This window comes from Microbacterium sp. C23T (genome assembly GCF_053345975.1).
On record NZ_JBKFBD010000002.1, the window covers coordinates 96,417 to 122,010 of the forward strand.

Annotated in this window: 25 protein-coding genes and 1 pseudogene; 1 reads left to right on the forward strand and 25 read right to left on the reverse strand. The window is 71.7% G+C overall.

Features of this window, described 5'->3' with window-relative positions:
- Positions 1-72: 72 nt before the first annotated feature.
- The 11 genes from lgt to rpe all read right to left on the reverse strand — a co-directional run bounded on the left by lgt (position 73) and on the right by rpe (position 7,898).
- A complete protein-coding gene (lgt, locus tag ACLBXX_RS01540) occupies positions 73-1,044 on the reverse strand; it encodes a prolipoprotein diacylglyceryl transferase (RefSeq protein WP_447656524.1) in 972 nt (323 codons plus the stop codon).
- 65 nt (positions 1,045-1,109) lie between these two features.
- Entirely contained in the window at positions 1,110-1,904 is a 795-nt protein-coding gene (gene trpA / locus ACLBXX_RS01545) for a tryptophan synthase subunit alpha (RefSeq protein ID WP_447656525.1), read from the reverse strand.
- On the reverse strand, positions 1,901-3,166 hold the full coding sequence (trpB, locus tag ACLBXX_RS01550; RefSeq protein WP_447656526.1) for a tryptophan synthase subunit beta: 1,266 nt from the start codon (positions 3,164-3,166) through the stop codon (positions 1,901-1,903). Before trpB ends, trpA begins: the two co-directional genes overlap by 4 nt.
- Positions 3,163-3,939, reverse strand: a complete 777-nt coding sequence (trpC, locus tag ACLBXX_RS01555; protein WP_447656527.1) for an indole-3-glycerol phosphate synthase TrpC — start codon at positions 3,937-3,939, stop codon at positions 3,163-3,165. Before trpC ends, trpB begins: the two co-directional genes overlap by 4 nt.
- Before the next feature lie 2 nt (positions 3,940-3,941).
- Entirely contained in the window at positions 3,942-4,172 is a 231-nt protein-coding gene (locus ACLBXX_RS01560; protein WP_387137830.1) for a DUF6704 family protein, read from the reverse strand.
- A gap of 46 nt (positions 4,173-4,218) precedes the next feature.
- Positions 4,219-4,854: a Trp biosynthesis-associated membrane protein gene (locus ACLBXX_RS01565; protein ID WP_447656528.1), complete on the reverse strand. Its 636-nt coding sequence runs from the start codon at positions 4,852-4,854 to the stop codon at positions 4,219-4,221.
- Positions 4,851-5,216, reverse strand: a complete 366-nt coding sequence (gene hisI, locus ACLBXX_RS01570) for a phosphoribosyl-AMP cyclohydrolase (RefSeq protein ID WP_447656529.1) — start codon at positions 5,214-5,216, stop codon at positions 4,851-4,853. The genes ACLBXX_RS01565 and hisI overlap by 4 nt, the downstream gene beginning before the upstream one ends.
- Entirely contained in the window at positions 5,213-6,001 is a 789-nt protein-coding gene (hisF, locus tag ACLBXX_RS01575) for an imidazole glycerol phosphate synthase subunit HisF (protein ID WP_447656530.1), read from the reverse strand. Before hisF ends, hisI begins: the two co-directional genes overlap by 4 nt.
- Positions 6,001-6,843 (reverse strand): ATP phosphoribosyltransferase, encoded by an 843-nt coding sequence (hisG, locus tag ACLBXX_RS01580; RefSeq protein WP_447656531.1) that lies wholly within the window; start codon positions 6,841-6,843, stop codon positions 6,001-6,003. The genes hisF and hisG overlap by 1 nt, the downstream gene beginning before the upstream one ends.
- Before the next feature lie 43 nt (positions 6,844-6,886).
- On the reverse strand, positions 6,887-7,150 hold the full coding sequence (locus ACLBXX_RS01585; RefSeq protein ID WP_045302883.1) for a phosphoribosyl-ATP diphosphatase: 264 nt from the start codon (positions 7,148-7,150) through the stop codon (positions 6,887-6,889).
- 52 nt (positions 7,151-7,202) lie between these two features.
- A complete protein-coding gene (gene rpe, locus ACLBXX_RS01590) occupies positions 7,203-7,898 on the reverse strand; it encodes a ribulose-phosphate 3-epimerase (protein WP_447656532.1) in 696 nt (231 codons plus the stop codon).
- 20 nt (positions 7,899-7,918) lie between these two features.
- Between rpe and glsA the strand changes: the two genes are divergently transcribed.
- Positions 7,919-9,091, forward strand: coding sequence for a glutaminase A (glsA, locus tag ACLBXX_RS01595; RefSeq protein WP_447656533.1), 1,173 nt, complete (start codon positions 7,919-7,921; stop codon positions 9,089-9,091).
- An 86-nt stretch (positions 9,092-9,177) separates the two neighbouring features.
- Here the strand turns inward: glsA and ACLBXX_RS01600 are convergent, their stop codons facing one another.
- The 14 genes and pseudogenes from ACLBXX_RS01600 to ACLBXX_RS01665 form a co-directional block, all read right to left on the reverse strand.
- Positions 9,178-10,548 (reverse strand): RsmB/NOP family class I SAM-dependent RNA methyltransferase, encoded by a 1,371-nt coding sequence (locus ACLBXX_RS01600; RefSeq protein ID WP_447656534.1) that lies wholly within the window; start codon positions 10,546-10,548, stop codon positions 9,178-9,180.
- On the reverse strand, positions 10,545-11,468 hold the full coding sequence (gene fmt, locus ACLBXX_RS01605) for a methionyl-tRNA formyltransferase (RefSeq protein WP_447656535.1): 924 nt from the start codon (positions 11,466-11,468) through the stop codon (positions 10,545-10,547). The genes ACLBXX_RS01600 and fmt overlap by 4 nt, the downstream gene beginning before the upstream one ends.
- A gap of 21 nt (positions 11,469-11,489) precedes the next feature.
- The gene (locus ACLBXX_RS01610) at positions 11,490-13,511 is read right to left on the reverse strand and encodes a primosomal protein N' family DNA-binding protein (protein WP_447656536.1); all 2,022 of its coding nucleotides are present in this window, start codon (positions 13,509-13,511) and stop codon (positions 11,490-11,492) included.
- Between the two features lie 10 nt (positions 13,512-13,521).
- Positions 13,522-14,715, reverse strand: coding sequence for a methionine adenosyltransferase (metK, locus tag ACLBXX_RS01615; protein ID WP_387137797.1), 1,194 nt, complete (start codon positions 14,713-14,715; stop codon positions 13,522-13,524).
- 117 nt (positions 14,716-14,832) lie between these two features.
- A complete protein-coding gene (rpoZ, locus tag ACLBXX_RS01620; RefSeq protein ID WP_018170775.1) occupies positions 14,833-15,087 on the reverse strand; it encodes a DNA-directed RNA polymerase subunit omega in 255 nt (84 codons plus the stop codon).
- Between the two features lie 91 nt (positions 15,088-15,178).
- Positions 15,179-16,057 (reverse strand): annotated as a pseudogene (gmk, locus tag ACLBXX_RS01625) (guanylate kinase); the annotation flags it as partial.
- A 121-nt stretch (positions 16,058-16,178) separates the two neighbouring features.
- Entirely contained in the window at positions 16,179-17,012 is an 834-nt protein-coding gene (gene pyrF, locus ACLBXX_RS01630) for an orotidine-5'-phosphate decarboxylase (protein WP_447656537.1), read from the reverse strand.
- Positions 17,009-20,293 carry a carbamoyl-phosphate synthase large subunit gene (carB, locus tag ACLBXX_RS01635; RefSeq protein WP_447656538.1) on the reverse strand — a complete coding sequence of 1,095 codons (3,285 nt, stop codon included), beginning with the start codon at positions 20,291-20,293 and terminating at the stop codon, positions 17,009-17,011. Before carB ends, pyrF begins: the two co-directional genes overlap by 4 nt.
- On the reverse strand, positions 20,293-21,450 hold the full coding sequence (gene carA / locus ACLBXX_RS01640; RefSeq protein ID WP_447656539.1) for a glutamine-hydrolyzing carbamoyl-phosphate synthase small subunit: 1,158 nt from the start codon (positions 21,448-21,450) through the stop codon (positions 20,293-20,295). The genes carB and carA overlap by 1 nt, the downstream gene beginning before the upstream one ends.
- Positions 21,447-21,956, reverse strand: coding sequence for a PH-like domain-containing protein (locus ACLBXX_RS01645; RefSeq protein WP_378901558.1), 510 nt, complete (start codon positions 21,954-21,956; stop codon positions 21,447-21,449). Before ACLBXX_RS01645 ends, carA begins: the two co-directional genes overlap by 4 nt.
- Positions 21,953-23,263 carry a dihydroorotase gene (locus ACLBXX_RS01650; protein ID WP_447656540.1) on the reverse strand — a complete coding sequence of 437 codons (1,311 nt, stop codon included), beginning with the start codon at positions 23,261-23,263 and terminating at the stop codon, positions 21,953-21,955. Before ACLBXX_RS01650 ends, ACLBXX_RS01645 begins: the two co-directional genes overlap by 4 nt.
- On the reverse strand, positions 23,260-24,273 hold the full coding sequence (locus ACLBXX_RS01655; RefSeq protein ID WP_447656541.1) for an aspartate carbamoyltransferase catalytic subunit: 1,014 nt from the start codon (positions 24,271-24,273) through the stop codon (positions 23,260-23,262). The genes ACLBXX_RS01650 and ACLBXX_RS01655 overlap by 4 nt, the downstream gene beginning before the upstream one ends.
- Positions 24,270-24,800, reverse strand: coding sequence for a bifunctional pyr operon transcriptional regulator/uracil phosphoribosyltransferase PyrR (pyrR, locus tag ACLBXX_RS01660; protein WP_056367273.1), 531 nt, complete (start codon positions 24,798-24,800; stop codon positions 24,270-24,272). The genes ACLBXX_RS01655 and pyrR overlap by 4 nt, the downstream gene beginning before the upstream one ends.
- A gap of 123 nt (positions 24,801-24,923) precedes the next feature.
- Positions 24,924-25,457 carry a DoxX family protein gene (locus tag ACLBXX_RS01665; protein ID WP_447656542.1) on the reverse strand — a complete coding sequence of 178 codons (534 nt, stop codon included), beginning with the start codon at positions 25,455-25,457 and terminating at the stop codon, positions 24,924-24,926.
- Positions 25,458-25,594: the final 137 nt, after the last annotated feature.

The following is a 25,594-nucleotide window of genomic DNA, read 5'->3' on the forward strand; positions in this document are numbered from 1 at the left end:
TACCGTCCTCACGTTGATAGTCAAGATGGGACGACGTCGGCCCTGGGCGCGCTCTTCGGGGGAAGAGCTGCGTTACTTGGTGGCAGGAGTGCTTGTGGCGCTGACCCCTTCGGCTTCGGACGTCGGGGGTTCGCTGACGTCGACGAAGTCGTCGGTCTCCTGAGATTGTACAGCCTGTCCGGCCTTCCACTCGCGGCCGGACACATAGGGCGACGGCTCGAGGCCGGGGTGCCGGCGCTTCTGCAGGAAGAAGATCACGAGACCGATCACGACGCCGGCGATGGCCGCCCAGACGTTGGTGCGCAGGCCCAGGAAGATGTCGCTCGGGTCGATCCGGATCGACTCCCACACGATGCGGCCGGCGCTGTACCAGACGAGGTACAGGCCGAAGAGGCGGCCCCACTGGAGCGTGAAGCGTCGACCGACCCACACGAGGAAGAGCACGCCGAGCGTGTTCCAGATGACCTCGTAGAGGAACGTCGGGTGGAAGAGCGTGCCCTCGGGCAGGCCGATCGGCCACGCCGGGTTCGGGTAGTCGATCTCGAGGCCCCACGGCACGTCGGTCGGCAGGCCGAACAGCTCCTGGTTGAACCAGTTGCCGAAACGGCCGATGGCCTGTGCGAGGAGGAGTCCGGGGGCGAGCGCGTCGGCGAAGGTCCAGAAGCGGATTCCGGTCCACCGACAGCCGAGCCACGCACCGACGGCGCCGCCGATGAGCGCGCCGTAGATGGCGATGCCGCCCTCCCAGATGAAGAGGGCCGACCAGGGGTTCGCGCCCTCGCCGAAGTAGAAGTTCCAGTGCGTGAGCACGTGGTAGATGCGCGCCGTGATGATCGCGAGCGGGACCGCGAGCAGGGCGATGTCGATGACGACCCACGGCTCGGCGCCGCGCTTGGTGAGGCGGGCGTTGGTCCACAGCACCGCGACGATGATGCCCGTGATGATGCACAGCGCGTAGATGTGGATCCGCAGGGGGCCGATGTCGAAGTAGCTGATCGACGGGCTCGGGATGCTGGCGACGACGCTCGCGGCGGCGTTGATCATGGGAGAACCGTGTCCTTGCTGGATCCGTGCTGGGGGTGGCGGCGGTGGCCGCCGACCTCAGAAGTCTAGTTCGCGTCGCGGGCGGTGCCTGCGGCGAGGCTCTGCGCCGTCTCGGCGAGGCCCTCGAGGCCGCGCTCGCGCAGCGCGCGCACGAGTGCCGTGCCGACGATCGCGCCGTCGGCGTATTCGAGCACGCCGGCGACCTGCTCGGCGTTCGAGATGCCGATGCCGACGCACGCGTGCTCGACCCCGTGTTCGCGGAGGCGCGCGACGAGGGTGCGGGCCGCAGCATCCAACTGCGCGCGCTCCCCCGTGATGCCCATGGTCGAGACGGTGTAGACGAAGCCGGTGGAGTTCTCGGCGATGAGCTCGAGGCGCTCGTCCGTCGAGGTCGGCGCGGCGAGGAACACCCGGTCGAGGCCGGTGCGCTCGCTCGCGGCGATCCACTCCGGCGCCGCCTCCGGCGTGATGTCGGGCGTGATGAGTCCTGCTCCCCCGGCGGCGAGCAGGTCGTCGGCGTAGCGGTCGACGCCGTACTGCAGCACCGGGTTCCAGTACGTCATGACGAGCACGGGCACGTCGACGCGGCGCGTGATCTCGCGCACCGCCGTGAACGTGTCGCGCAGGCGGAAGCCACCGGCGAGGGCAGCCTGGGTCGCCTCCTGGATGACCGTGCCGTCCATCACCGGGTCGGAGTAGGGCGGGCCGAGCTCGAGGATGTCGGCGCCGTTCTCGGCCAGTGCGACCGCCGCGTCGATGCTCGTCTGGAGGTCGGGGAAGCCGAGCGGCAGGTAGCCGACGAACGCGCCGCGTCCCTCGGCACGGGCGGCGTCGATCGCCGCGGCGACGCGTGAGGTCACAGCTTCTCCCCCTCGCCGTGTGCGGCGTCGTCGTGCGGCGCGGAGGCGGAGGCCGCGGCATCCGTTCCCTTGTCGTACAGGTCGAAGTAGCGCGCGGCCGTGTCCATGTCCTTGTCGCCGCGGCCGGACAGGCACACCGCGAGGATCGCGTCGGGACCGAGCTCGCGGCCGATGCGCAGCGCGCCCGCGAGGGCGTGGGCCGACTCGATCGCGGGGATGATGCCCTCCGTCTCGGAGAGCAGGCGCAGCGCCTGCATCGCCTCGTCGTCGGTGGCGGGGATGTACTCGGCGCGGCCGATCGAGGCGAGCCACGCGTGCTCCGGGCCGACGCCCGGGTAGTCGAGTCCTGCGGAGATCGAGTGCGACTCGATCGTCTGGCCGTCCTCGTCCTGCAGCACGAAGGTCTTCGCGCCGTGCAGCACGCCGGGGCGGCCGCGTTCGATCGACGCGGCGTGACGCGGCGTGTCGACGCCGTCGCCCGCGGCCTCGACGCCGTAGAGCTTGACGCCCTCGTCGTCCAGGAACGCGTCGAACATGCCGATGGCGTTCGAGCCGCCGCCGACGCACGCGAGGACGGCGTCGGGCAGGCGCCCCGCCTCCTCGATGAGCTGCGCGCGGGCCTCCTCAGAGATGACCTTCTGGAAGTCGCGGACCATCGCGGGGAACGGGTGCGGGCCCGCTGCCGTGCCGAAGATGTAGTTCGTGTTCTCGACGCTCGCGACCCAGTCGCGGTAGGCGTCGTTGATCGCGTCCTTGAGCGTGCGCGAGCCGGTCTTGACGGGGATCACCTCGGCACCGAGCAGGCGCATGCGGGCGACATTGAGCGCCTGGCGCTCGGTGTCGACCTCGCCCATGTAGATCGTGCACTCGAAGCCGAAGAGCGCCGCGGCCGTCGCAGTCGCGACGCCGTGCTGGCCCGCGCCCGTCTCGGCGATGACGCGGGTCTTGCCGAGGCGCTTCGTGAGCAGCGCCTGGCCGAGCACGTTGTTGATCTTGTGCGAGCCCGTGTGGTTGAGGTCCTCGCGCTTGAGGAAGACGCGGGCGCCGCCGGCGTGCTCGGCGAAGCGGGCGACCTCGGTGATCGGCGACGGGCGGCCGGCGTAGGAGTTCAGCAGCCGCACGAACTCGGCCTGGAAGGCCGGGTCGGCCTTCGCCGCCTCGTACTCGGCTGTCAGCTCGTCGATCGCGGCGATGAGGGACTCGGGCATGTACCGCCCGCCGAACTCGCCGAACAGCGGCCCGGGCGCCTCACGAAGACTCATGCGCCTGCCTCCAGAAATGCACGCAGGGTGGATACGGGATCGTTGGTGACGAGGGCCTCGCCCACCAGCACCACATCCGCGCCGTCACGGCGGTAGTGGGCGACGTCGTCGGGCGCGAGCACGGCCGATTCGGCGATCTTGATCGCCCCGGCCGGGATGCGCTCGGCGAGGCGACCGAAGAGGTCGCGGTCGAGCTGGAAGGTCGACAGGTCGCGGGCGTTGACGCCGATGAGCTGCGCCCCGAGGTCCACAGCGCGGTCCACTTCTTCGGCCGAGTGCGTCTCGACGAGCGCCGTCATGCCCAGTTCACGCGTGAACGCGTACAGGCGGGCCAGCAGGTCCTGGTCGAGCGCGGCGACGATGAGGAGAGCCAGGTCGGCGCCCGACGCGCGGGCCTCGAGCAGCTGGTACTCGGTCGCGATGAAGTCCTTGCGCAGCACCGGCAGCGCGACTGCGGCCTTCACTGCCTCGAGGTCGGCGAGGCTGCCCTTGAACTTCCGGCCCTCGGTGAGGACGGAGATCGCCGACGCGCCGCCCTCTTCGTAGCGGCGGGCCTGCAGTGCCGGGTCGGGGATGGCGGCGAGGTCGCCGCGCGACGGGCTCGCGCGCTTGACCTCGGCGATGATCTTGACGCGGTCGGAAGGGGCGAGCGCGGCGAGGACGTCGAGAGCGGGACGCTGTGCGAGGGCTGCGGCCTCGACCTCTGCCAGGGGACGCAGCGAGGCGCGTGCCTCCGCATCCTCCACCGCGCCGGCCGTGAGGTCGGCGAGCATGCTCAGTGCTCTTTCGCCGCGACCTTGGAGCCGCCCACGCCGTAGCCGGCGCGCTTCATGATCCAGCCCACGAGCAGACCGACGACCAGGAGGCCTGCCGACGCCCACACGTAGATCGGCATGTCCATGAAGAAGAAGAAGGTGCCGATCGAGACCGCGATGAGCATGATCACGACGGCCGTCCAGGCTGCGGGCGAGTGTCCGTGGCCGGGGTCGCCGATGTTGTTGCTCATGGATATCTCCTCGTGGAACCTGGGCGGGATGCCGCCAGTCTAGCGGTCAGGCGGTCGGATCCTCGCCACGCGACAGGTCGTCCCAGTCGTCGATGGCGCGTGATCCGGCAGCGTCGTGGGGGCGCGAGCCGTCGCCGGCGCGCGCAGGGGAACCGGTGGCCGGAGCGGCCTTCGCGGCCTCGTCCGTGCGGTAGCGGCGACCGGTGCGCGACCAGGAGTGCGCGGTCGCGAGCACGAACACACCGGCCGCGATCAGCACCACCCAGACGACCAGCGTCACCGCGGGCCAGGCGGTCGCGTCGATCGATGCGACGAGCTTCGCGACAGAGGTCTCCCCCGCGATGCCGGTGGATTCGGTGACGACGGAGGCGACAGCGGAGACGGGGTGCTCGAACACGACGCGGGCGGTCAGCCACGCGAGGACGGCGCCGATGAAGAACGCCAGTGCGCCGAAGACATAGCGCAGCACCAGCCCGACGATCGACAGCGCGGCACCCAGGGCCAGCACCGCCAGGCTGAGCGGCGCCAGCACCGGCACGGCGGAAGCGCCGGCCACCTCGAGCGTGTGGTGGGCGGCGTCCTGAAGCTCGACCGTCAGCCACGTCTGGGTCGATGAGATCACGCCCAGCGCCCCGCACAGCACCGTCACGACGACGGAGAGCAGTCGCGCCCTGCGGATCACGCGTCCGGCTCCGGGCCGCGTACGGCGCCGAGGTCGCGGCCGTCGAAGCACGTGCGGGTGCCGGTGTGGCACGCTGCGCCGATCTGCTCCACCTCGACGAGGATCGTGTCGCCGTCGCAGTCGAGGCTCGCTCCGCGGACGAGCTGGATGTGCCCGGACGTGTCGCCCTTGCGCCAGTACTCCTGCCGGGAGCGCGACCAGAAGGTGACGCGGCCCTCGGTGAGCGTGCGACGGAGGGCCTCGGCATCCATCCATCCGAGCATGAGCACCTCGCGGGAGTCCCACTGCTGGATGACCGCGGCGACCAGGCCGTCGGCGTTGAAGGTCACGCGCGCGATGCGCTCGTCGAGCGTCTCGGTCATGCGGCCACCTCCCGGACGGAGATCCCCTCGGCGCGCATGGCGGCCTTCACGTCGCCGACCGTGAGCTGGCCGGAGTGGAAGACGGATGCTGCGAGCACGGCGTCCGCGCCCGCCTCGATGGCGGGGCCGAAGTCCTCTGCGCGGCCGGCGCCGCCGGACGCGATGACGGGCACGCTGGCCACCTCGCGCATCAGGGAGACGAGCTCGAGGTCGAAGCCCTGCTTGGTGCCGTCGGCGTCGATCGAGTTCACGAGGAGCTCCCCCGCACCGCGTTCGATCGCCTCTCGCGCCCACTCGAGCGCGTCGAGGGTCGTCTTGGTGCGGCCGCCGTGGGTGGTGACGACGAAGCCGGACGGGATCCGGTCGCCGAGCTCCGCCGAAGCGCGCTTGACGTCGAGGGAGAGCACGAGCACCTGCGCGCCGAAGCGGTCGGCGATCTCGTCCAGGAGCGGCGGTCGCGCGATCGCCGCGGAGTTGACGCCGATCTTGTCGGCGCCGACCGACAGCAGGCGCGCGACGTCGTCGGCGGAGCGGACTCCCCCGCCCACCGTGAGCGGGATGAAGACCTCTTCGGCGGTGCGCCGCACGACGTCGTACGTCGTGGAGCGCTCATCGACCGTCGCGGTGACGTCGAGGAAGGTGATCTCGTCGGCGCCCTGGCGGAAGTACTCGCGTGCGAGCTCGACCGGATCTCCCATGTCGCGCAGGTTCTGGAAGTTCACTCCCTTGACGACGCGCCCTGCGGCGACGTCGAGACACGGGATGACGCGGCAGACCAGGCTCATCAGAGTCTCGCGTTGTGGATCGCGGTGACGAGGATCGCGCGGGCGCCGATCGCGTACAGCGCGTCCATGACGTGGTTGACGCCCTTGCGGGCCACCATCACGCGCACCGCCACCCACGCCGGGTCGCGCAGCGGCGCGATCGTCGGCGACTCGATGCCGGGGGCGATCTTGACCGCGTCGTCGACGAGGTCGGCGGGCAGGTCGTAGTCGACCATGACGTAGCGGCGCGCGACCATGACGCCGCGCAGGCGCCGCAGCAGCGTGTCGGTGCCCTCCGCCTGGGTCGGCGAGGTGATCAGCACCGCCTCGGACTGCAGCAGCACCGGGCCGAAGATCTCGAGGCCGGCCTGACGCAGCGTGGTGCCGGTCGACACGACGTCGGCGACGGCATCCGCCACTCCCAGCTGCACGGCCGACTCCACGGCGCCGTCGAGCGGCACCAGGTCGACGGCGACGCCGTGCTCGTCGAGGAACGCGTCGACGAGGCCCGGATACGCCGTCGCGACGCGCGCGCCCTGCAGGTCCTGCACGGACGTGAAGCGTCCGGGAGGCCCGGCGAAGCGGAAGGTCGAGTCGCCGAAGCCGAGGGCCTCGACCTCGCGGGCGCCCGGCATCCGGGCGTCGAGCAGGAGGTCGCGGCCGGTGATGCCGACGTCCAGTGCGCCGGAGCCGACGTACGTGGCGATGTCCTTCGGACGGAGGTAGAAGAACTCGACCTCGTTCTGAGGGTCGATGACGTGAAGGTCCTTGGGGTCGCGACGACCGATGTAGCCCGCCTCGTGAAGCATCTCAGAGGCGGTCTCGGCGAGCGAGCCCTTGTTCGGCACGGCGATTCGCAGCATGGCAGCGGGGCTTTCGGGTTCGAGGACGGGTGGGGACGCGCGCTCAGAGATGTCGGTAGACGTCTTCGAGGCTCAGCCCCTTCGCGAGCATCAGCACCTGCAGGTGGTACAGCAGCTGCGAGATCTCCTCGGCTGCGGCATCCGTCGATTCGTACTCGGCCGCCATCCAGACCTCGGCGGCTTCCTCCACGATCTTCTTGCCGATCGCGTGGACGCCCGCGTCCAGCTGTGCGACGGTTCCCGATCCCTCGGGGCGCTCAGCTGCTTTCGCGGCGAGCTCGGCGTACAGCGTGTCGAACGTCTTCACCATGCCAGGGTATCGAACCGAGCGGATGCCTCGGCGCCGCGTGACACGACGCTCAGTGGATGTGGTGCTCGGCGGCGGACGCGCGAAGACCCGCGATGGCGTTCGACGGGTCGCTCGCGCCGAACACGGCGGAGCCCGCGACGAACGTGTCGGCGCCCGCCTCGGCGGCCTGCGCGATCGTCGACTCGCCGATGCCGCCGTCGACCTGGAGCCACACCGACGACCCGCGCCGGCGGGCCTCATCGGCCAGGCGGCGCAGCTTGGGCATGGTCTCGGGCATGAACGACTGGCCGCCGAAGCCCGGCTCGACCGTCATCACGAGGATCTGGTCGAAGTCGTCGAGGAGGTCGAACAGCCCCTCCACAGGGGTGGCGGGCTTGACCGCGACCCCGGCGCGTGCGCCGATGTCGCGCAGCCGCCGGGCGAGCGCGACCGGCTCGGTCGCCGCCTCGAGGTGGAATGTGACGGATGCCGCACCGAGCTCGGCGTACCCGGGTGCCCAGCGGTCGGGGTCGGAGATCATGAGGTGCACGTCGAGGGGCACGGGGCTCGTCGCCTGGATGCGCTCGACCATCTGCGGGCCGAACGTCAGGTTGGGCACGAAGTGGTTGTCCATGACGTCGACGTGGACGAAGTCCGCGGTCGCGATGCGCGCGAGCTCGGCCTGCATGTTCACGAAGTCGGCGGCGAGGATGCTGGGATTGATGCGGATGCCGGACTGGCGGGCGGTGTCGTCGATCGGTGGCACGCGTCCATTATCGTCGAGCCGTGGATCCGATCACGGCGCTGCTGCACGACGTCCTCGAAGACATCCGACCCCATGACCGCGGCGCCCCGGCGGGGTACATCCCCGAGCTCGCCGCCGCCGATCCCGACCGGCTCGCGCTCGCGGTCGTCGGTCCGCGCGGCCGGGTGCGCGCCGTCGGCGACGTCACGCACGAGTTCACCATCCAGTCGATCTCGAAGCCGTTCGTGCTCGCGCTCGCCCTCGCCGACCGCGGCCGCGACGCCGTGCTGCGCAAGGTCGGCGTCGAGCCGAGCGGCGAGCCGTTCAACGCGATCAGCCTCGAGCCCGGCACCGGACGGCCGGCGAATCCCATGGTCAACGCCGGGGCGATCGCGACCTCCGCCCTCATCCCCGGCGACGGCGTCGACGACCGCATGACCCGCATCGTCGAGGGACTCTCCGCCTTCGCGGGGCGCTCGCTGTGGGTCGACGAGCAGGTCTACGCGTCGGAGTCCGCCACCGGCGACCGTAACCGTGCACTGGCCCACCTGCTGCGCTCGCACGGGATCATCGAGGGCTCGGTCGAGGTCGCCGTCGAGACCTACTTCCGGCAGTGCTCGCTGCTCGTGACGGTGCGCGACCTCGCGGTGATGTCCGCGACCCTCGCGTTCGGCGGCCTCAACCCCGTCACCGGCGAGCGGGTCGTCTCGGAGGCCGTGGCCCGCGACGTGCTCTCGATCATGGCGAGCTGCGGCATGTACGACTACTCCGGCGAGTGGCTGCTGCGCGTCGGCCTGCCGGCGAAGAGCGGTGTCAGCGGCGGCCTGCTCGCCGTCGCCCCGTCGCAGTTCGGCGTGGCGGCGTTCAGCCCTCGGCTGGACGAGCACGGCAACTCGGTGCGCGCCATCGCCCTCCTCGAGATGCTCGGCGAGCAGTTCGGCATGCACCTCCTCGAGTCGCACGAGAGCGTCGCCGTGCCCGCGTTCACGGTCGAGGACACCGACCAAGGGCGCGTGCTGAGGCTGGCGGGCGAGCTCGGACTCGCCGGCACCGAGCGGGTCGTCGCGGTGCTCCGCGAGATCGCCGAAGCGCTCCCCGAGGGCGCCGAGGTGATCGTCGACGCGCGCGATCTCGCCCGTGCCCACGGCGCCGCGCTGGTCGCGCTGCGGGTCGAGTTCGAGCAGATGCCCCACGGCATCCATCTGCGGGAGTGACCGGGAGGGACGGCGGTCCCCACGCCCCCTCCAGACGCCGCTGGCGCGTCGCCCGGAGCCTCCGGGCGCGTGGGCCCAGCTGCGGCTCAGACCCGCCGCAGCAGCGAGATCGACATGGCGTCGGTGTTGTGACGGTGCGGCCACAGCTGTGCGCGCCCGCTGCCGTCGGCCTGGGGCGGCAGGCCGGGGTCGGCATCGGACAGTGTCGTGATCACGTCGCGGGCGGAGATCTCCTCGAGCGCCGCTCCCCACTCCAGGCGGATGTCGGCGACGACGCCCGACGTCTCGGCGAGGTGCGGCGAGCAGGTCACGTAGGCGACGACGCCGCCCGGCTTGAGGGCACCGACCGCGGCGCTGAGCAGCTCCCGCTGCAGCTCGGTGAGCGCGGGGACGTCGCTCGGCGCCTTGCGCCAGCGCGCCTCGGGACGCCGGCGCAGCGCGCCCAGCCCGGTGCACGGCGCGTCGACGAGGATGCGGTCGTAGGTGTCGGGCGCTTCCTCCGCGCGGGTGCGGCCGTCCTCCTCCGACACGGGCACCTCGACCGGGACCCCCGCCAGCGCCTGCCGGACGAGCCCGGCGCGGGCCGGCGAGATCTCGTTCGCCTCGAGCGTGGCGCCGCCGACGCGGGCCTCGGCGGCGAGGACGGCGGTCTTGCCGCCGGGACCCGCGCACAGGTCGAGCCAGCGCTCCCCCTCCGTGATGGGCAGGGCGCGCGCCAGAGCCAGCGCGGCGAGCTGGGAGCCCTCGTCCTGCACGCGGATGCGGCCGCGCGAGGTGCGCACGAGCGAGTCGGGGTCGCCGCCGCCGAGGCGGAAGCCGATCGGCGAGAACGGCGTGCGCCGCGCGTCATCGGGAACACCCGCGAGGTCGGGAAGCGCCGCCATGGTGACGCGCGGCGACGCGTTGTCGGCGGTGAGGAGCGCCTCGAGCTCTTCGGCGCGGCCCTCCGCGGCCAGCGCGCGCCGGAAGGCGCGCACGACCCACACCGGGTGCGAGAACAGGAGGCCGAGCTGCTCGTCGTCGGACCGCGCGCTCGCGGCGATGTGGGTCATCCAGTCGCCCGGAGTGTCGCGCGAGACCCGGCGCAGCACGGCGTTCGCGAACCCGGCCGCACCGCGGCCGCCCGCACCCCGGGCGAGCTCCACGGACTCGTTCACCGCGGCGTGGGAGGCCACCCGCGTCGACAGGAGCTGATGCACGCCGAGACGCAGCGCGTCGAGCACGGCGGGATCGATGTCGGCGACAGGGCGATCGGCGGCGATCGCGATCACCGCGTCGTAGGTGCCCTGTCGCCGGAGCGTGCCGTAGGTCAGCTCGGTCGCCAGCGCGGCGTCGGCCGTGGAGAGGCCGGCGCGCGAGATCGCCGTCGGCAGGAGGAGGTTGGCGTACGCGTCCGATTCGTGGACGGCGCGCAGCGTCTCGTAGGCGACGCGGCGCGCCGCGACCGTCCGGCTCACGATCCCGCCACCGGGGTCGCGTCGCGCAGCCCTCGCCACCAGTCGGCGGCGCGCATCGCGCCCTTGCCGGCGGGTTGCACCGTCTCGAGCGCGATCGGCGCGGATGCGGTCCCGGCGATCACCTGCTTGCCGTGCAGGGCGAGCGCGCCCGGTGCGAGCGCCGGAGCATCGTCGGGAGCGGGCCCGACCGCGAGCACCTTGAACCGGGCGCCGTCGATCGTGGTGTGCGCACCGGGCTCGGGCGTCACCCCGCGGATGCGGCCGAGCACCGCGCTCGCGGGCTCGTCCCAGCGGATGCGGCCGTCGTCGTCGCCGAGCTTCGACGCGTACGTGGTGTCGCCCTCCTGCGGGCGGGCGACCGCGGCGCCGGCGGCGATGTCGTCGACCACGTCGGCGAGCAGCCCGGCACCGTCGTCGGCCAGCGAGGCGAGGAGGTCGCCGGCGGTCGCGTTCGACGGGACGTCGACCGCGAGCTCGCCGAAGACGTCTCCGGCGTCGAGCTCGGGCACCAGCTGGAACACGCTGGCCCCCGTGCGTGCGTCACCGGCGATGAGCGCGTGCTGCACGGGTGCGGCGCCGCGCCAGCGCGGCAGCAGCGAGAAGTGCAGATTGATCCAGCCGTGCGCCGGGGCCGACAGCAGCGGCTCGCGCACGAGCCCGCCGTAGGCCACGATGACGCCGAGGTCGGGTTCGAGCGCCGCGATCTCGGCCGTGACGGCCGCATCGAGCCGGTCCGCCCGGATCACGGGCAGCCCGAGCTCCTCGGCGGCCGTGGCGACGGGTGACGGTGTCAGCACCCGCTTGCGCCCGAGCGGGGCGTCCTGGCGGGTGATGACCGCGGCGATGTCGTGGGCGGAGGCCGCGAGCCGGCGCAGCGACGGCACAGCCGGCGCCGGTGTGCCGGCGAAGACGAGACGCATGACGTTCCTGGAAGTCGAGGGTCAGAGATCGAGATCGGGTACGTCGACCCGAACCTTCAGTGTATGGGCGGCCCCGGGCGTGCGACCCTTCGCGGGGCGGCGCCCCTTCATCGCGTGGCTCACCACGGACGCCCGCAGGCTCTCGGTCACGCGGGTGCCGAGGCCGTAGTCGAACCTCACCAGAGCGCGGACCGACTCCTCGTGCGCGATCGGACCGAGGACGGCCTCTGCGTCGAGTTCGGGGACGGCGGCGCGCAGCGCCGCGACGGCGGTGTCCACCGCGCGACGCGGGCCGTCGACGGAGGCCACCCGGACGGTCGGGGGCATCCGCAGCGGGGCGCGGTCGGCGAGCTCGGAGCGGGCGTACGCCGCCTGCGTCCACGTCGCGAGTGCGCGAGCGACCTCGCCGCCCACGCCGACGAGATGAACCGGGGCTCCCGCGGCGGCCAGGGCCGCCGCATTCGACCACCACCGCAGACACGACTCGCCGATCCGCAGGTCGTCGGCCATCAGCATCCGGTCCCCGTCGAGCAGGATCACGGCACGATACCCACCGGCGGCGAGCGGCTCGGCGCCGCGAGTGGCGACCACGAGGGCCGGACGCGCGTCGACCTCGGCCACGGGGTGGTCGCCGTCGGCGACGATCACGCGCGTGCCCGGGAATGCGCGACCGAGCTCGTCGGCGGTGCGCTCGCTGCCGGACGAGGCCATGCGCAGCAGAGGCGACCGGCACTCGGGGCAGGCCCACGCGTGGGCGGCGCGTCCGCACCACGTGCACGTCGGGACGGCGCCCTGCCGCGCGGCGTGGAGCGGCCCGCCGCAGTGCGCGCAGCGCGCGGGATGGCGGCATTTCGCGCACACGAGGACGGGTGCGTACCCAGGACGCGCCACCTGGACGAGCACAGGGCCCTCGGTGAGCGCCTCGCGGGCGGCGGCGAACGCCGACGACGGCACGCGTGCCGCACGGGACTCGCCCTCGCGGTTCGCGCTCAGCACGACGCGAGGGGTCATGCGCCGCGCCGCAGGAAGGTCGCGCACCCAGCCCACGGCGACCAGGCGCTCCACGTCCGTGGTGCGGGTGTGCCCGGCGAAGACGAGCGCCCCGCCGTGCAGTTCCTGACGCAGCAGCGCCGCGTCGCGGGCGTGGACCCCGGGGCTCAGCGGCTCCCCCAGCAAGGGGTCCCCGTCGTCCCAGAGCGCCACCAGCCCGAGCTCGGACACCGGTGCGTACACGGTGGAGCGGTTGCCGATCACGACGCACGGCGCGTCCGCGAGGGTGCGCAGGAACGCGGCATACCGCGCGGGGCCGCTCTGCTTCGCATCGTCGCGGACCAGGGCGTCGGCGGGGATGCGGGCCGCCAGCGCCGCTTCGAGCTGCGCGCGGTCACGGTGGTCCGGCACGGCGATCACGGCGCTGCGCCCGGAGGCGAGGGTGTGCGTCGCCGCCGCGGCGAGGAGGATCGCCCATGAGCCGACGACCGTGCCGTCGTCGAGTGCCGACGGCGCCGGTGGGGCATCCACTGCGAGGCGCTCGCCGTCGTCCAGCGCCTGGGCGAGTCCCGGGTACACGTCGAGGACCCCATCGGCCCACGCGAGAACCGCGGCGTCGATCGCCGGGCGCGGCGGCGGGTCGGCGGCGAGCCACGCCTTCTCGGCGCGCACCATGCGCTTGGGGATCGCGAGGCGGAGGATGTCGCCCGCCGACCCCGCCGCCCGGTCGGCGGCACGCCGGGCGAGCGCGTAGAGTCCCGGCGTCAGCACCGGCACCGGCGATACGACGGCCTCGAGCTGCGAGAGCGGGCGGTCCGAGGCATCCGGCTCCCCCACCTCGACGAGGAGCGCGTCGACCACACGCCCGGCGCTGCGCAGGGGCACACGGACGCGGACGCCGGGCACGGCGTCGGCGACGAGCTCGTCGGGGATCTCGTAGTCGAAGAGGCGGTCGAGCTGCGGCAGCGGCGAGTCGATCAGCACGCGCGCGACGCGCCGCGGGCGCCGCGGCCGATCGCCGGCGCCCGGCTCGTCGTCGTGCACCGCGGTCACGCGGCCGGCGTCAGAGCCCGGCTGCGGCGCGCAGCGCGTCCGCGCGGTCGGTGCGCTCCCACGTGAAGTCGGGCAGCTCTCGGCCGAAGTGGCCGTACGCCGCGGTCTGGGCGTAGATCGGCCGCAGCAGGTCGAGCTGGTCGATGATCGCCTTGGGGCGCAGGTCGAAGACCTCGAGGATGGCGTTCGTGATGACGTCGTCGGCCACGTGGCCGGTGCCGAACGTCTCGACGTAGAGCCCGACGGGCTTTGCCTTGCCGATGGCGTACGCGACCTGCACCTCGAGGCGGTCCGCGAGTCCGGCGGCGACGGCGTTCTTCGCGACCCAGCGCATCGCGTACGCGGCGGAGCGGTCGACCTTCGACGGGTCCTTGCCGCTGAACGCGCCGCCACCGTGGCGGGACGCCCCGCCGTACGTGTCGATGATGATCTTGCGGCCGGTGAGGCCGGCGTCGCCCTTGGGGCCGCCGATGACGAACGGCCCCGCCGGGTTGATGTAGTAGTTCACGTCGGGCAGCTCGAGCCCGGTCGCCTCCAGCACCGGGTCGATGACCTCGGCGCGGACGGCGGCGCGCAGCGCCTTCTGCGAGATGTCGGGGTGGTGCTGCGTCGACAGCACGACAGACTCGACCGTCTTCGGCGTGTGGCCGTCGTAGCCGAGCGTGACCTGCGTCTTGCCGTCAGGGCGCAGGAACGGCAGCTCGCCCGACCGGCGCACCTCGGCGAGGCGCTCGGCCATGCGGTGCGCCGTCCATGCGGCCATCGGCATGAGCTGCGGCGTCTCGGTCGTCGCGTAGCCGAACATGATGCCCTGGTCGCCCGCACCCTGGAGGTCGTGCGGGTCCTCCGACCCGTCCTCGCGCCGCTCGAACGCCTTGTCGACGCCGGCGGCGATGTCGGAGGACTGGGCCCCGATCGAGACGCTCACGCCGCACGAGTCGCCGTCGAAGCCGGTGTCGCTCGAGGTGTAGCCGATGCGGTTGACGACGCCGCGCACGATGGCCGGGATCTCCACGTACGCGGAGGTCGACACCTCACCGGCGACGTGGACGAGCCCGGTGGTGACGAGGGTCTCGACGGCGACGCGCCCGTTCGGGTCGGCGTCCAGGATCGCGTCGAGGATCGAGTCCGAGATCTGGTCGCAGATCTTGTCGGGGTGGCCCTCGGTGACGGATTCGGACGTGAACAGACGCAGGTCGGTCATCGGTACTCCAGTTGTCGTGGCTCCGGTCGTCGTGGCATCCGGGCGCCGAGGGGCGGACACCAGTATGCCCCCGACGACGGACAGGGCCGTCGTCGGGGGCATCGAGGATGTGTCGGATTACTCCGCGCGGCGCAGGCGCAGCTTGTCCTCGTGGATCTCGTGCATCGCGATGGTGAGCGGCTTGTCCTCGACGGTCGAGTCGACGAGCGGGCCCACGTTGTCGAACAGGTTGCCCTCGTGGAGGTCGGAGTAGTAGTCGTTGATCTGACGCGCGCGCTTGGACGCGAAGATCACGAGCTGGTACTTCGAGTCGACCTTCTCGAGCAGGCTGTCGATGGGGGGCTCGATGATGCCCTGGTTCGTTCCGGCCATGGCGAAACCTCCTGGATCGGATGAAAGGAATGGGAGTCTGCGGGGCCTCGGGGTGCCGAGGCATCCCACCATTCTACGTGACGGGATGCGCTCAGCGCGCGAGGCGGGCGACCTCGTCGGCCGCGTGGGCGACGTCGTCGTTCACGACGCGGTAGTCGAACTCGCCCTGCGAGGCCAGTTCGGTCTTCGCGGTGCGCAGGCGCCGGGCACGTTCCGCGGCATCTTCGGTGCCGCGACCGACGAGGCGCTGCACGAGCTCGTCCCAGCTCGGCGGCAGCAGGAACACCAGCGTGGCCGAAGGATCGGCCTCGCGCACCTGACGCGCGCCCTGCAGGTCGATCTCGAGGAGGACGGTGCGTCCCTCGGCGAGGGCCTTCTCGATCGGGCCGCGCGGCGTGCCGTAACGGTACGCGTTGTGCACGGTCGCGTGCTCGAGCAGCTCGCCGTCGGCGACCATGCGATCGAACTCCGCGTCGTCGACGAAGAAGTAGTGCTCGCCGTCGACCTCGCCCGGGCGCGGTGCTCGCGTCGTCGCCGACACCGACAGGAGGATCTCGGGGTGGTGGTCCTTGATGTGGGCGGCCACGGTGCCCTTGCCCACCGCGGTGGGTCCGGCCAGGACCACCAGGCGGCTGCGGCCGGCACGGGGCTCGGACTCGGGCCAGCGGCTGTCGAGGAACTGGCGCAGGTCCGCGCGCTGGCGCGAGCCGAGGCCTCCAAGACGCTTGACCGGCGAGATCTCGAGGTCCTGCAGGATGCGGTCCCGCTTGCCCTCGCCGATCGCCGGGATCGCGGTCAGGAACTCGGGCACGCGCATCGCGCCTGCGGGTGACGTCGGCTCGGCGAGAGCACGCCGCAGAAGCTCCTGCGGCGTGATCACGCGCATCGCGACGTCCTTCTTGAGGGCGGCGCGTTCGCGGCGGGCGGCGACGGCGCGGCGCGAGGCGGCGACGCGGTCGACCTCGGGGGGCCTCCCCTGTGCGCCGGGGACGTGGGGCGGGGCCTCATCAGGGGTTTCCTGATCGGGTCGCGCTTGCGCGCCGGGGGTCTGGGGCGTAGCCCCAGTGGGTAGGGTGCGCGAATCGGACATTTCAATCACCACGGTAGAGAAGGGCGCGCTCGGATATGCGCGCGGCGAGCCGGTCGGGTCCGGCAGCCAGGATGCTGCGGCTCTCAGACGCTACCACCGCTTCCTGCAGGACGCCGAAGCGCTCACCGAGATGACGCGGTTCCGCGCCCTGGTGACCGAAGCCCGGGCCGAGGATCGGCGCCACCGGCGCGAACGTCCGGAGTCCGGCATCCGTCCAGTCCACGGTGCCGCCGATGACGAATCCGAGGCTCCCCCACTCGCCGTCGGGCGTGGCTTGGGCGTTGCGCGCGGAGACCTCGCGGACGATCCCCGCCGAGACCGTGTCGCCGTCCGCGTGGCGTGCGCGCTGCAGGCCGAGCGCCTCGGGGTTGCTCGTCGCGGCGAGGACGAACACGCCCTTGCCGTGGCGCAGGGCGAGGTCGAACGTTCCGTCCAGTGCGCCCACGCCGAGGTACGGGCTCACGGTGAGCGCGTCGGCCTCGAGCGGCGAGCCGGGCGTGAGCCAGGCCTGCGCGTACGCGTCCATCGTGGTGCCGATGTCGCCGCGCTTGGCGTCCGCGATCACGAGGAGTCCGGCGCCACGCGCCGCCGCGAGCACGTCCTCCAGGGCGGCGAAGCCGGCCGAGCCGTGCACCTCGAAGAACGAGACCTGCGGCTTGACGACGGCGACCCGGCCCGCAGCGGCCTCGACCACGCGCAGGCCGAACTCGCGCACACCCGCGGCGGAGGCATCCAATCCCCACTCCGCAAGGAGGTGGGCATGCGGATCGATGCCGACGCACAGCTGGCCGTGCGTCGCCATCCCCGCACGGATGCGCTCGCCGAATGAGGTCATGCGCCCGCCCGATCCGCCGCGTACTCCTGCAGGCTCTTGACCTTGAAACCTTCGCGCAGCACCGGCAGGGCGCTGACGGCGGCGCCGAGCACGGCCATCGTGGTGAACAGCGCCTTGTCGCCCGCGACGGCGGCCGCGCGGATCTCGTAGCCGTCGGCGCGGGTGGCGCCGCCGGACGGGGTGTTCACGACGATGTCGATCTCGCCCGCGTTGATCAGGTCGACGATGTTGGTCTCGCCCGAGTCCTGCGTCTCCGAGTATTTGCCGACCACGCGCACGTCGATGCCGTTGCGCGAGAGGATCTCGGCCGTGCCCTCGGTCGCGACGAGATCGAAGCCGAGCTCCTGCAGGCGGTGCGCCGGCAGGATGACGGCGCGCTTGTCGGCGTCTGCGACCGAGATGAACACGGTGCCCGACTGCGGCATGCCGCCGTACGCGGCCTCCTGCGACTTCGCGAACGCGGTCGGGAAGTCGCGGTCGATGCCCATGACCTCGCCTGTCGAGCGCATCTCGGGGCCGAGCACCGAGTCGACGGTCTGGCCGTCGCGCGTGCGGAACCGCTTGAAGGGCAGCACGGCCTCCTTGACGGCGACGGGGGCGTCCAGCGGCACGCGCGAGCCGTCCTGCTCGGGCAGCAGCCCCTCCGCCTTCAGCTCGGCGATGGTGGCACCGGCCATGATGCGCGACGCCGCCTTCGCGAGCGGGATGCCGAGGGCCTTCGAGACGAACGGCACCGTGCGGCTCGCGCGGGGGTTGGCCTCGATCACGTAGAGCACGCCGGCCGAGATCGCGAACTGCACGTTCAGGAGCCCTCGCACGCCCACTCCTTCGGCGATGGCGCGCGTCGCCTCGCGGACGCGGTCGATGTCGGTGCGGCCGAGGCTCACCGGCGGCAGCGTGCACGACGAGTCGCCCGAGTGGATGCCGGCCTCCTCGAGGTGCTCCATGACGCCGCCGATGTAGAGCTCGTCGCCGTCGTACAGCGCGTCCACGTCGAGCTCGATCGCGTCGTCGAGGAAGCGGTCCACGAGCAGCGGCAGGCCGGGGCCGATGATCGCCTCGCCGGCGACGCGCACGAAGTAGTCGCGCAGCGCTTCGGTCGAGTACACGATCTCCATGCCGCGGCCGCCGAGCACGAAGCTCGGGCGCACCAGCACCGGGTACCCGATCTCCTCGGCGACCACGACGGCGCCCTCGACGTCGATCGCGGTGCCGTTGCGCGGCGCGACGAGTCCGGCGTCGTCGAGCAGGCGCGAGAAGAGCTCGCGCTCCTCGGCCAGATCGATCGCGGCGGGCTTGGTGCCGAGGATCGTGTAGCCGGCCTCCTCGATGCCCTTCGCGAGCCCGAGCGGCGTCTGGCCGCCGAGCTGGCAGATGACACCGAGGATCTTCCCCGACTGCGCCTCGGCGTGCAGCACCTCGAGGACGTCCTCGAGGGTCAGCGGCTCGAAGTACAGGCGGTCGGAGGTGTCGTAGTCGGTCGACACCGTCTCGGGGTTGCAGTTGACCATGACGGTCTCGTAGCCGGCGTCCGACAGCGCGAACGACGCGTGCACGCACGAGTAGTCGAACTCGACGCCCTGGCCGATGCGGTTCGGCCCCGAGCCGATGATGACGACCTTCGTGCGCTCCGACGGCGTGACCTCGGTCTCGAAGTCGTAGCTCGAGTAGTGGTACGGCGTCAGGGCCGGGAACTCCCCTGCGCACGTGTCGACGGTCTTGTAGACGGGACGGATGCCGAGACCATGACGGATGCCGCGTACCTGGGTCTCGCTGTCACCGCGCAGCTGCGCGACCTGGGCGTCGCTGAAGCCGTGCTCCTTCGCGATGCGGAGGGTGGCGGCATCCAGCTCGCCCGCCTTCGCGACGAAGTCGGCGACCTCGTTGATGAGGACGATCTGGTCGAGGAACCACGGGTCGATCTTGGTGGCCTCGAAGGCCTGCTCCACCGTGGCGCCCTTGCGGAGCGCCTGCTGCAGTACCACGATGCGGCCATCGGTGGGGGTCTTCGCGATCTCGAGGAGCTCGTCCACCGAACGGGGCTCGTCGCCCCAATGGAAGCTCGAGCCGCGCTTCTCGAGGGAGCGCAGCGCCTTCTGCAGCGCGGTCGCGTAGTTGCGGCCGATCGCCATCGCCTCGCCGACCGACTTCATGGTGGTCGTCAGCGTGGTGTCGGCGGCCGGGAACTTCTCGAAGTTGAAGCGCGGCACCTTGACGACGATGTAGTCGAGCGTGGGCTCGAAGCTCGCCGGCGTCACCTTGGTGATGTCGTTCGGGATCTCGTCGAGGCGGTAGCCGATCGCGAGCTTCGCAGCGATCTTCGCGATCGGGAAGCCGGTGGCCTTCGACGCCAGGGCCGACGAGCGCGAGACGCGCGGGTTCATCTCGATGACGATGATGCGGCCGGTCTTCGGGTCCACGGCGAACTGGATGTTGCAGCCACCGGTGTCGACGCCGACCGCGCGGATGATGTCGATGCCGATGTCGCGGAGCTTCTGGTACTCGCGGTCGGTCAGCGTGAGCGCGGGAGCGACGGTGATCGAGTCGCCGGTGTGGACGCCGACGGGGTCGACGTTCTCGATCGAGCAGACGACGACCGTGTTGTCGGCGGTGTCGCGCATGAGCTCGAGCTCGTACTCCTTCCACCCGAGGATCGACTCCTCGAGCAGGACCTCGTTCGTCGGCGAGTCGTGGAGGCCCGCGCCGCCGATGCGGCGGAGGTCGTCCTCGTCGTACGCGAAGCCGGAGCCGAGGCCGCCCATCGTGAACGACGGGCGCACGACGAGCGGGTAGCCGAGCTTCTCGGCGCCGGCGAGCAGCTCGTCCATCGTGTGGCAGATCACCGAGTCGGCGACGTCGGCGCCGGCGTCGAGCACCAGCTGCTTGAAGATCTGGCGGTCCTCGCCCTTGTTGATCGCCTCGAAGTCGGCACCGATGAGCTCGACGTCATACTTCTCGAGGATGCCGTGCTTGTGCAGGTCGATCGCCGCGTTGAGCGCGGTCTGACCGCCGAGCGTCGGCAGGATCGCGTCGGGCTTCTCCTTCGCGATGATCGTCTCGATCACGCGCCAGTTGATCGGCTCGATGTAGGTCGCGTCGGCGAAGTCCGGGTCGGTCATGATCGTCGCCGGGTTGGAGTTGACGAGGATGACGCGGACGCCCTCGTCGCGGAGCACGCGGCAGGCCTGCGTGCCGGAGTAGTCGAACTCGCACGCCTGACCGATCACGATCGGGCCGGAGCCGATGACGAGGACGGAGTTGATGTCGTCGCGCTTGGGCATTACTTCGCGGCCTTCTTCTCGAGGTTCGCGACGACGAGGTCGCGGAAGCGGTCGAACAGGTAGTTGGCGTCGTGGGGTCCGGCGGCGGCCTCGGGGTGGTACTGCACCGAGAAGGCCGGGATGTCGAGCGCCCGCAGGCCCTCGACCACCTGGTCGTTGAGGCCGACGTGGCTGACCTCGACCTTGCCGTAGCCGTTCGGGCTGTCGAACGAGCCCTCGACGGGTGCGTCCACGGCGAAGCCGTGGTTGTGCGCGGTGATCTCGACGCGGCCGGTGGCCTTGTCGAGGACCGGCTGGTTGATGCCGCGGTGGCCGAACGGCAGCTTGTACGTGTCGAGGCCGAGGGCGCGGCCGAGCAGCTGGTTGCCGAAGCAGATGCCGAAGAACGGCAGGCCGTCGTCGAGCACGCCGCGCAGCAGGTCGACATGGTCGCCCGATGCCGCCGGGTCGCCGGGGCCGTTCGAGTAGAACACCGCGACCGGGTCGATCGCGCGGATGCCGTCGATCGTGACGTCCTGCGGGAGCACGTGCACCTCGAAGCCGCGGGCGGCGAGGTTGTCGACCGTCGCCTGCTTGACGCCCAGATCGAGCACGGCGAGGTTGCCGATGCGCTCGCCCTTCGCGGGTGTGACCTCGGCGGCGGCCACCGAGACCTGTGCCGAGAGGTTCTGGCCGGCCATCTCGGGCGCCTCGCGCACCAGGCGCAGCTGCTCGTCCGGGTCGATCGCCGCGGCCTCGCCGGAGAAGATCGCGCCGCGCATGCTGCCCGCCGAGCGGATGTGACGAGTGATCGCGCGCGTGTCGATGCCGCTGATGCCGATCACGCCGTCGTTCACGAGCGCGTCGTCGAGCGACTCGTCGGCACGCCAGTTCGACACCACGCGGGAGGGGTCGCGGACGATGTAGCCCGACACCCAGATGCGGCGCGACTCGGGGTCTTCGTCGTTCATGCCGGTGTTGCCGATGTGGGGTGCGGTCTGGAGCACGATCTGGCCCGCGTACGAGGGATCAGTGAGGGTCTCCTGGTAGCCGGTCATGCCGGTGGCGAAGACCACTTCGCCGATGGTCGTGCCGAGGGCGCCGTAGGCGCGTCCGACGTGGCGGGTCCCGTCCTCGAGCACGAGGACGGCCGGGTCGGTCTGGAACAGGGAGGTCATGCGTCGGTTCCCGTCTGGGTCGGGGGAAGGATGCCGGCCACGGCGTCCGCGAGGGCGCGGGCCGAGGCATCCTGAGGTCGGAGATAGGAGTCGACGACGGTGCCGTCGTCGAGGCGCCACGCGAGGCGCACGAGGCCGTCGGGCTCGACCACGCGGTCGATCGCCACCGTCGCCTGTGCGACGTCCTCGATGCGGTCGGCCGCGAGGAACACGCGGGGTTTGCCGGTGAGATCGAGGGCGACGCCGGCGTCGGTGACCGTCACGTCGGAGCGCGAGCGGAAGGCGAGGCCGCCGATGGCGAGGCGCTCGAGCGGCTCGTCGTGACGCGTGGTCGCGACGTAGAGCGTCGGGAACGCCGAGAGCGTCGCGGCGCCCGCGGGGATCTCGCCGACAGGCGCGACCAGCGCGGCGTCGCGCCGCGTTCGTCGCCACCACGCCCACACCAGCACGCCCAGCAGCGCGATGGTGACCGCGACCATGACGCCGAGAGCGGCCTCACGGGTCATGCGCGAACCCCCGGGGTGTCGAGCAGAGCGCCGTCGGCGACCGTGACGGTGCCCTGGTGCAGGGTCCAGCGGACGTCGCCCGGGAGCTCACGGCCGAGGTACGGCGAGTTCACGCTCCGGCCGCGCAGGTCGTCGGTCGTGAAGGTGCGGCGCGGCGACGGGTCGTAGAAGGCGAGCGACGCCGGCTGCCCCTTGGTGAGCGGAGTGCCGTGACCGGTGAGGCGGCCGATGCGGGCGGGCTCGCGCGACATGACACGCGCGACGTCGCCCCACGTGATGAGGCCGGTGTCGACCATCGACTGCTGCACGACGCGCAGCGCGCTCTCGAGGCCGACCATGCCGTTCGCGGCCGCGTGCCACTCGCACGCCTTGGCCTCGGCGGGGTGCGGCGCGTGGTCGGTCGCCACGATGTCGATCGTGCCGTCGGCGAGGCCCTCGCGCACGGCGAGCACGTCCTCCTCACGGCGCAGCGGCGGATTGACCTTGAAGCGGGCGTCGTAGTCGCGCACCAGCTCGTCGGTGAGGAGCAGGTGGTGGGGGGTGACCTCTGCCGTGACATTCACGCCGCGGCGCTTGGCCCAGCGGATGATCTCGACCGACCCGGCGGTCGAGAGGTGGCACACGTGCAGGCGCGAGCCGACGTGCTCGGCCAGGAGCACGTCGCGCGCGATGATCGACTCCTCCGCGACCGCGGGCCAGCCCGCGAGGCCGAGCTCGGCCGACACGGCGCCCTCGTTCATCTGAGCGCCCTCGGTGAGGCGAGGGTCCTGGGCGTGCTGCGCGATGACGCCGTCGAACGCCTTCACGTACTCCAGCGCTCGCCGCATGATCAGCGGGTCCCAGACGCAGAAGCCGTCATCGCTGAAGACGCGGACCCTCGCGCGCGAGTCGGCCATGGCGCCGAGCTCGGCGAGCCGCTCGCCCTTCTGACCCACCGTGACCGCGCCGATCGGCTGCACCGTCACGAATCCGGCGGCCTCGCCCAGGGCGAGCTCCTGCTCGACGACACCCGCGGTGTCGGCCACCGGCGAGGTGTTGGGCATCGCGAACACGGCGGTGTACCCGCCGGCCGCGGCGGCGCGCGAGCCGGTGAGGATCGTCTCGGATGCCTCGTACCCGGGCTCGCGCAGGTGCGTGTGGAGGTCGACCAGACCCGGCAGCAGCACCAGGCCGTCGACGTCGATCTCGGTCGCGCCGGCGCGGCTGATGTCACCGCCGATGGCGGCGATGACGCCGTCCTCGACGAGGACGTCGGCGGCGGTCGATCCTTCGACCAGCGCTCCGCGGAAGAGAAGGGTCTCGCTCATCGGGTGTTCTCCTTCTCTGTGCCGTCCGGGGCGGGGGCATCCGCCGTGGACGTGGTCTCGGCCGGGGTGCGCTCCGCGCCCGCCAGCAGCAGGTAGAGCGCGGCCATGCGCACCGAGACGCCGTTGGCGACCTGCTCGAGCACGGTCGAGCGCGGCGAGTCAGCGGCTTCTGCGGAGATCTCCAGGCCCCGGTTCATGGGTCCGGGGTGCATGACAATGCTATCCGCTCCCAGTTCCTGAAGTCGGCGCGCGTCGAGGCCCCAGCGGCGTGAATACTCCCGTTCAGTGGGGAAATACGCCGCGTTCATGCGCTCCAGCTGGATGCGCAGCATCATGAGTGCGTCGGGGCCCGCGGCGATCGCCTCGTCGAGGTCGTAGAGCACTTCGACCGGCCAGCGCGACATGTCCTGGGGCACGAGCGTGGGCGGCGACACCAGGGTGACGCTCGCGCCGAGCGTATTCAGCAGCCATACGTTCGAGCGCGCGACCCGCGAGTGCAGCACGTCGCCGACGATCGTGACCTTGACGCCGGCGAGGTCGCGCCCGCGGCTGTCATCGCGGAAACGGCGCTTGCGGATGGTGAACGCGTCGAGCAGGGCCTGCGTCGGGTGCTCGTGCGTCCCGTCGCCGGCGTTGACGACGCCCGCGCTGATCCAGCCGCTCGTGGCGAGCGTGCGCGGCGCTCCGGAGGCGCCGTGGCGGATGACGACGGCATCCGCGCCCATCGCCTGCAGCGTCTGCGCGGTGTCCTGGAGGGACTCGCCCTTCGAGACGCTCGAGCCCTTCGCGGAGAAGTTGATGACGTCGGCCGACAGCCGCTTCGCGGCCGCCTCGAACGAGATGCGCGTGCGCGTGGAGTCCTCGAAGAACAGGTTGACGACGGTCTTGCCGCGCAGTGTCGGGAGCTTCTTGACCTCGCGCTGCTGCGTGTCGGCCATGTCCTCCGCGACGTCGAGGATGCGCAGTGCGTCCTCGCGGGAGAGGGTCTGGGTGTCGAGCAGGTGCCTCATGACTCGATCGTCACCTCCTCGACGCCGTCGGTCTCGGCCAGGCGCACGTTCACGCGCTCGTCGCGCGAGCTGGGCAGGTTCTTGCCGACGAAGTCCGGTCGGATGGGCAGCTCGCGGTGCCCGCGGTCGACCAGCGTCGCCAACCGGACCGCGGCGGGTCGCCCGATGTCCTGCAGGGCATCGAGGGCGGCACGGATGCTGCGACCCGAGAAGAGCACGTCGTCCACGAGCACGACGACCTTGCCGTCGATGCCTCCGGCAGGGATCTGCGTCGGCTGCGGCGCGCGGGTCGGATTGCGATGCAGGTCGTCGCGGTACATCGTGACGTCGAGCGATCCGACCGGGATGGGGGCGCCGCCGAACTCGGCGACGAGCGCGCCGACGCGGTGGGCGAGGGTGACGCCGCGAGTGGGGATGCCGAGGAGGACCAGTCCCTCCGGGCCTTTGTTGGACTCGAGGATCTCATGGGAGATCCGAGTCAGGGCCCGGGCGATGTCGGCCTCGTGCAGCACGGTGCGCGTGCTCATCCGCCGCTCCCTTCTCCGCCTCACGGGACGGTGTTAAAGGTTGCTGTGATCGTCGTCCAGTCTACGACACGGCGAAGGCCGGACCCGAACCGGGTCCGGCCTTCGCCGAGTCGTGCGCGCGGGTCAGCGGCGCGCGGGTCCGCGCAGCACGCGGGAGGCCACGACGAGCGCCGCCGCGATCAGCACGACGTTCTTGAAGATGTACTGGCCCGTGAGCGTCGGGCCGACAGGGCCGAAGACCTCCGCGGGCAGCAGCACGATCGGCGACAGGATGCCCACGAACGCGAGGGCGAGCACCACCAGGCCGACGCGGGCGAAAGCGCCGCCGGCGATGAGGAGCGCACCTGCGGCGACCTCGATGACCGCGGTGGCGACGAGCGCGGCCTGCCCGCTCACCAGGCCGAACGTGAGCTTCTCCCACGTGCGGCTGACGAGGGCCTCGACCGGGCTCAGGCCCGGGAAGAACTTGAGAGCGCCGAAGACGAGGAACACCGCGCCGAGGGCGACGCGCAGTGCCGGGATGCTCCAGCGCTGCAGCGAGGCCTTCACCGCGGCCTCGGCGCGGGCCTCCCACGCGAGGACGGCGCTGAGCGGGTTCGGGCGAACGGTGGACGCGGGGACGACGCCGCCGGCGCCGTGGATGGGAACGGTGGTCATGGCGTGATTCCTTCGGGTTCTGATCGCCCGCGATCGCGGGCACGGTGATCAGGACCCGCCGGGGACACGGGGTGATACGAACGGGCGCAGATCAGCGCCCACCCCACACAAGAACCGACGGGAGAACCCTGGCGTGT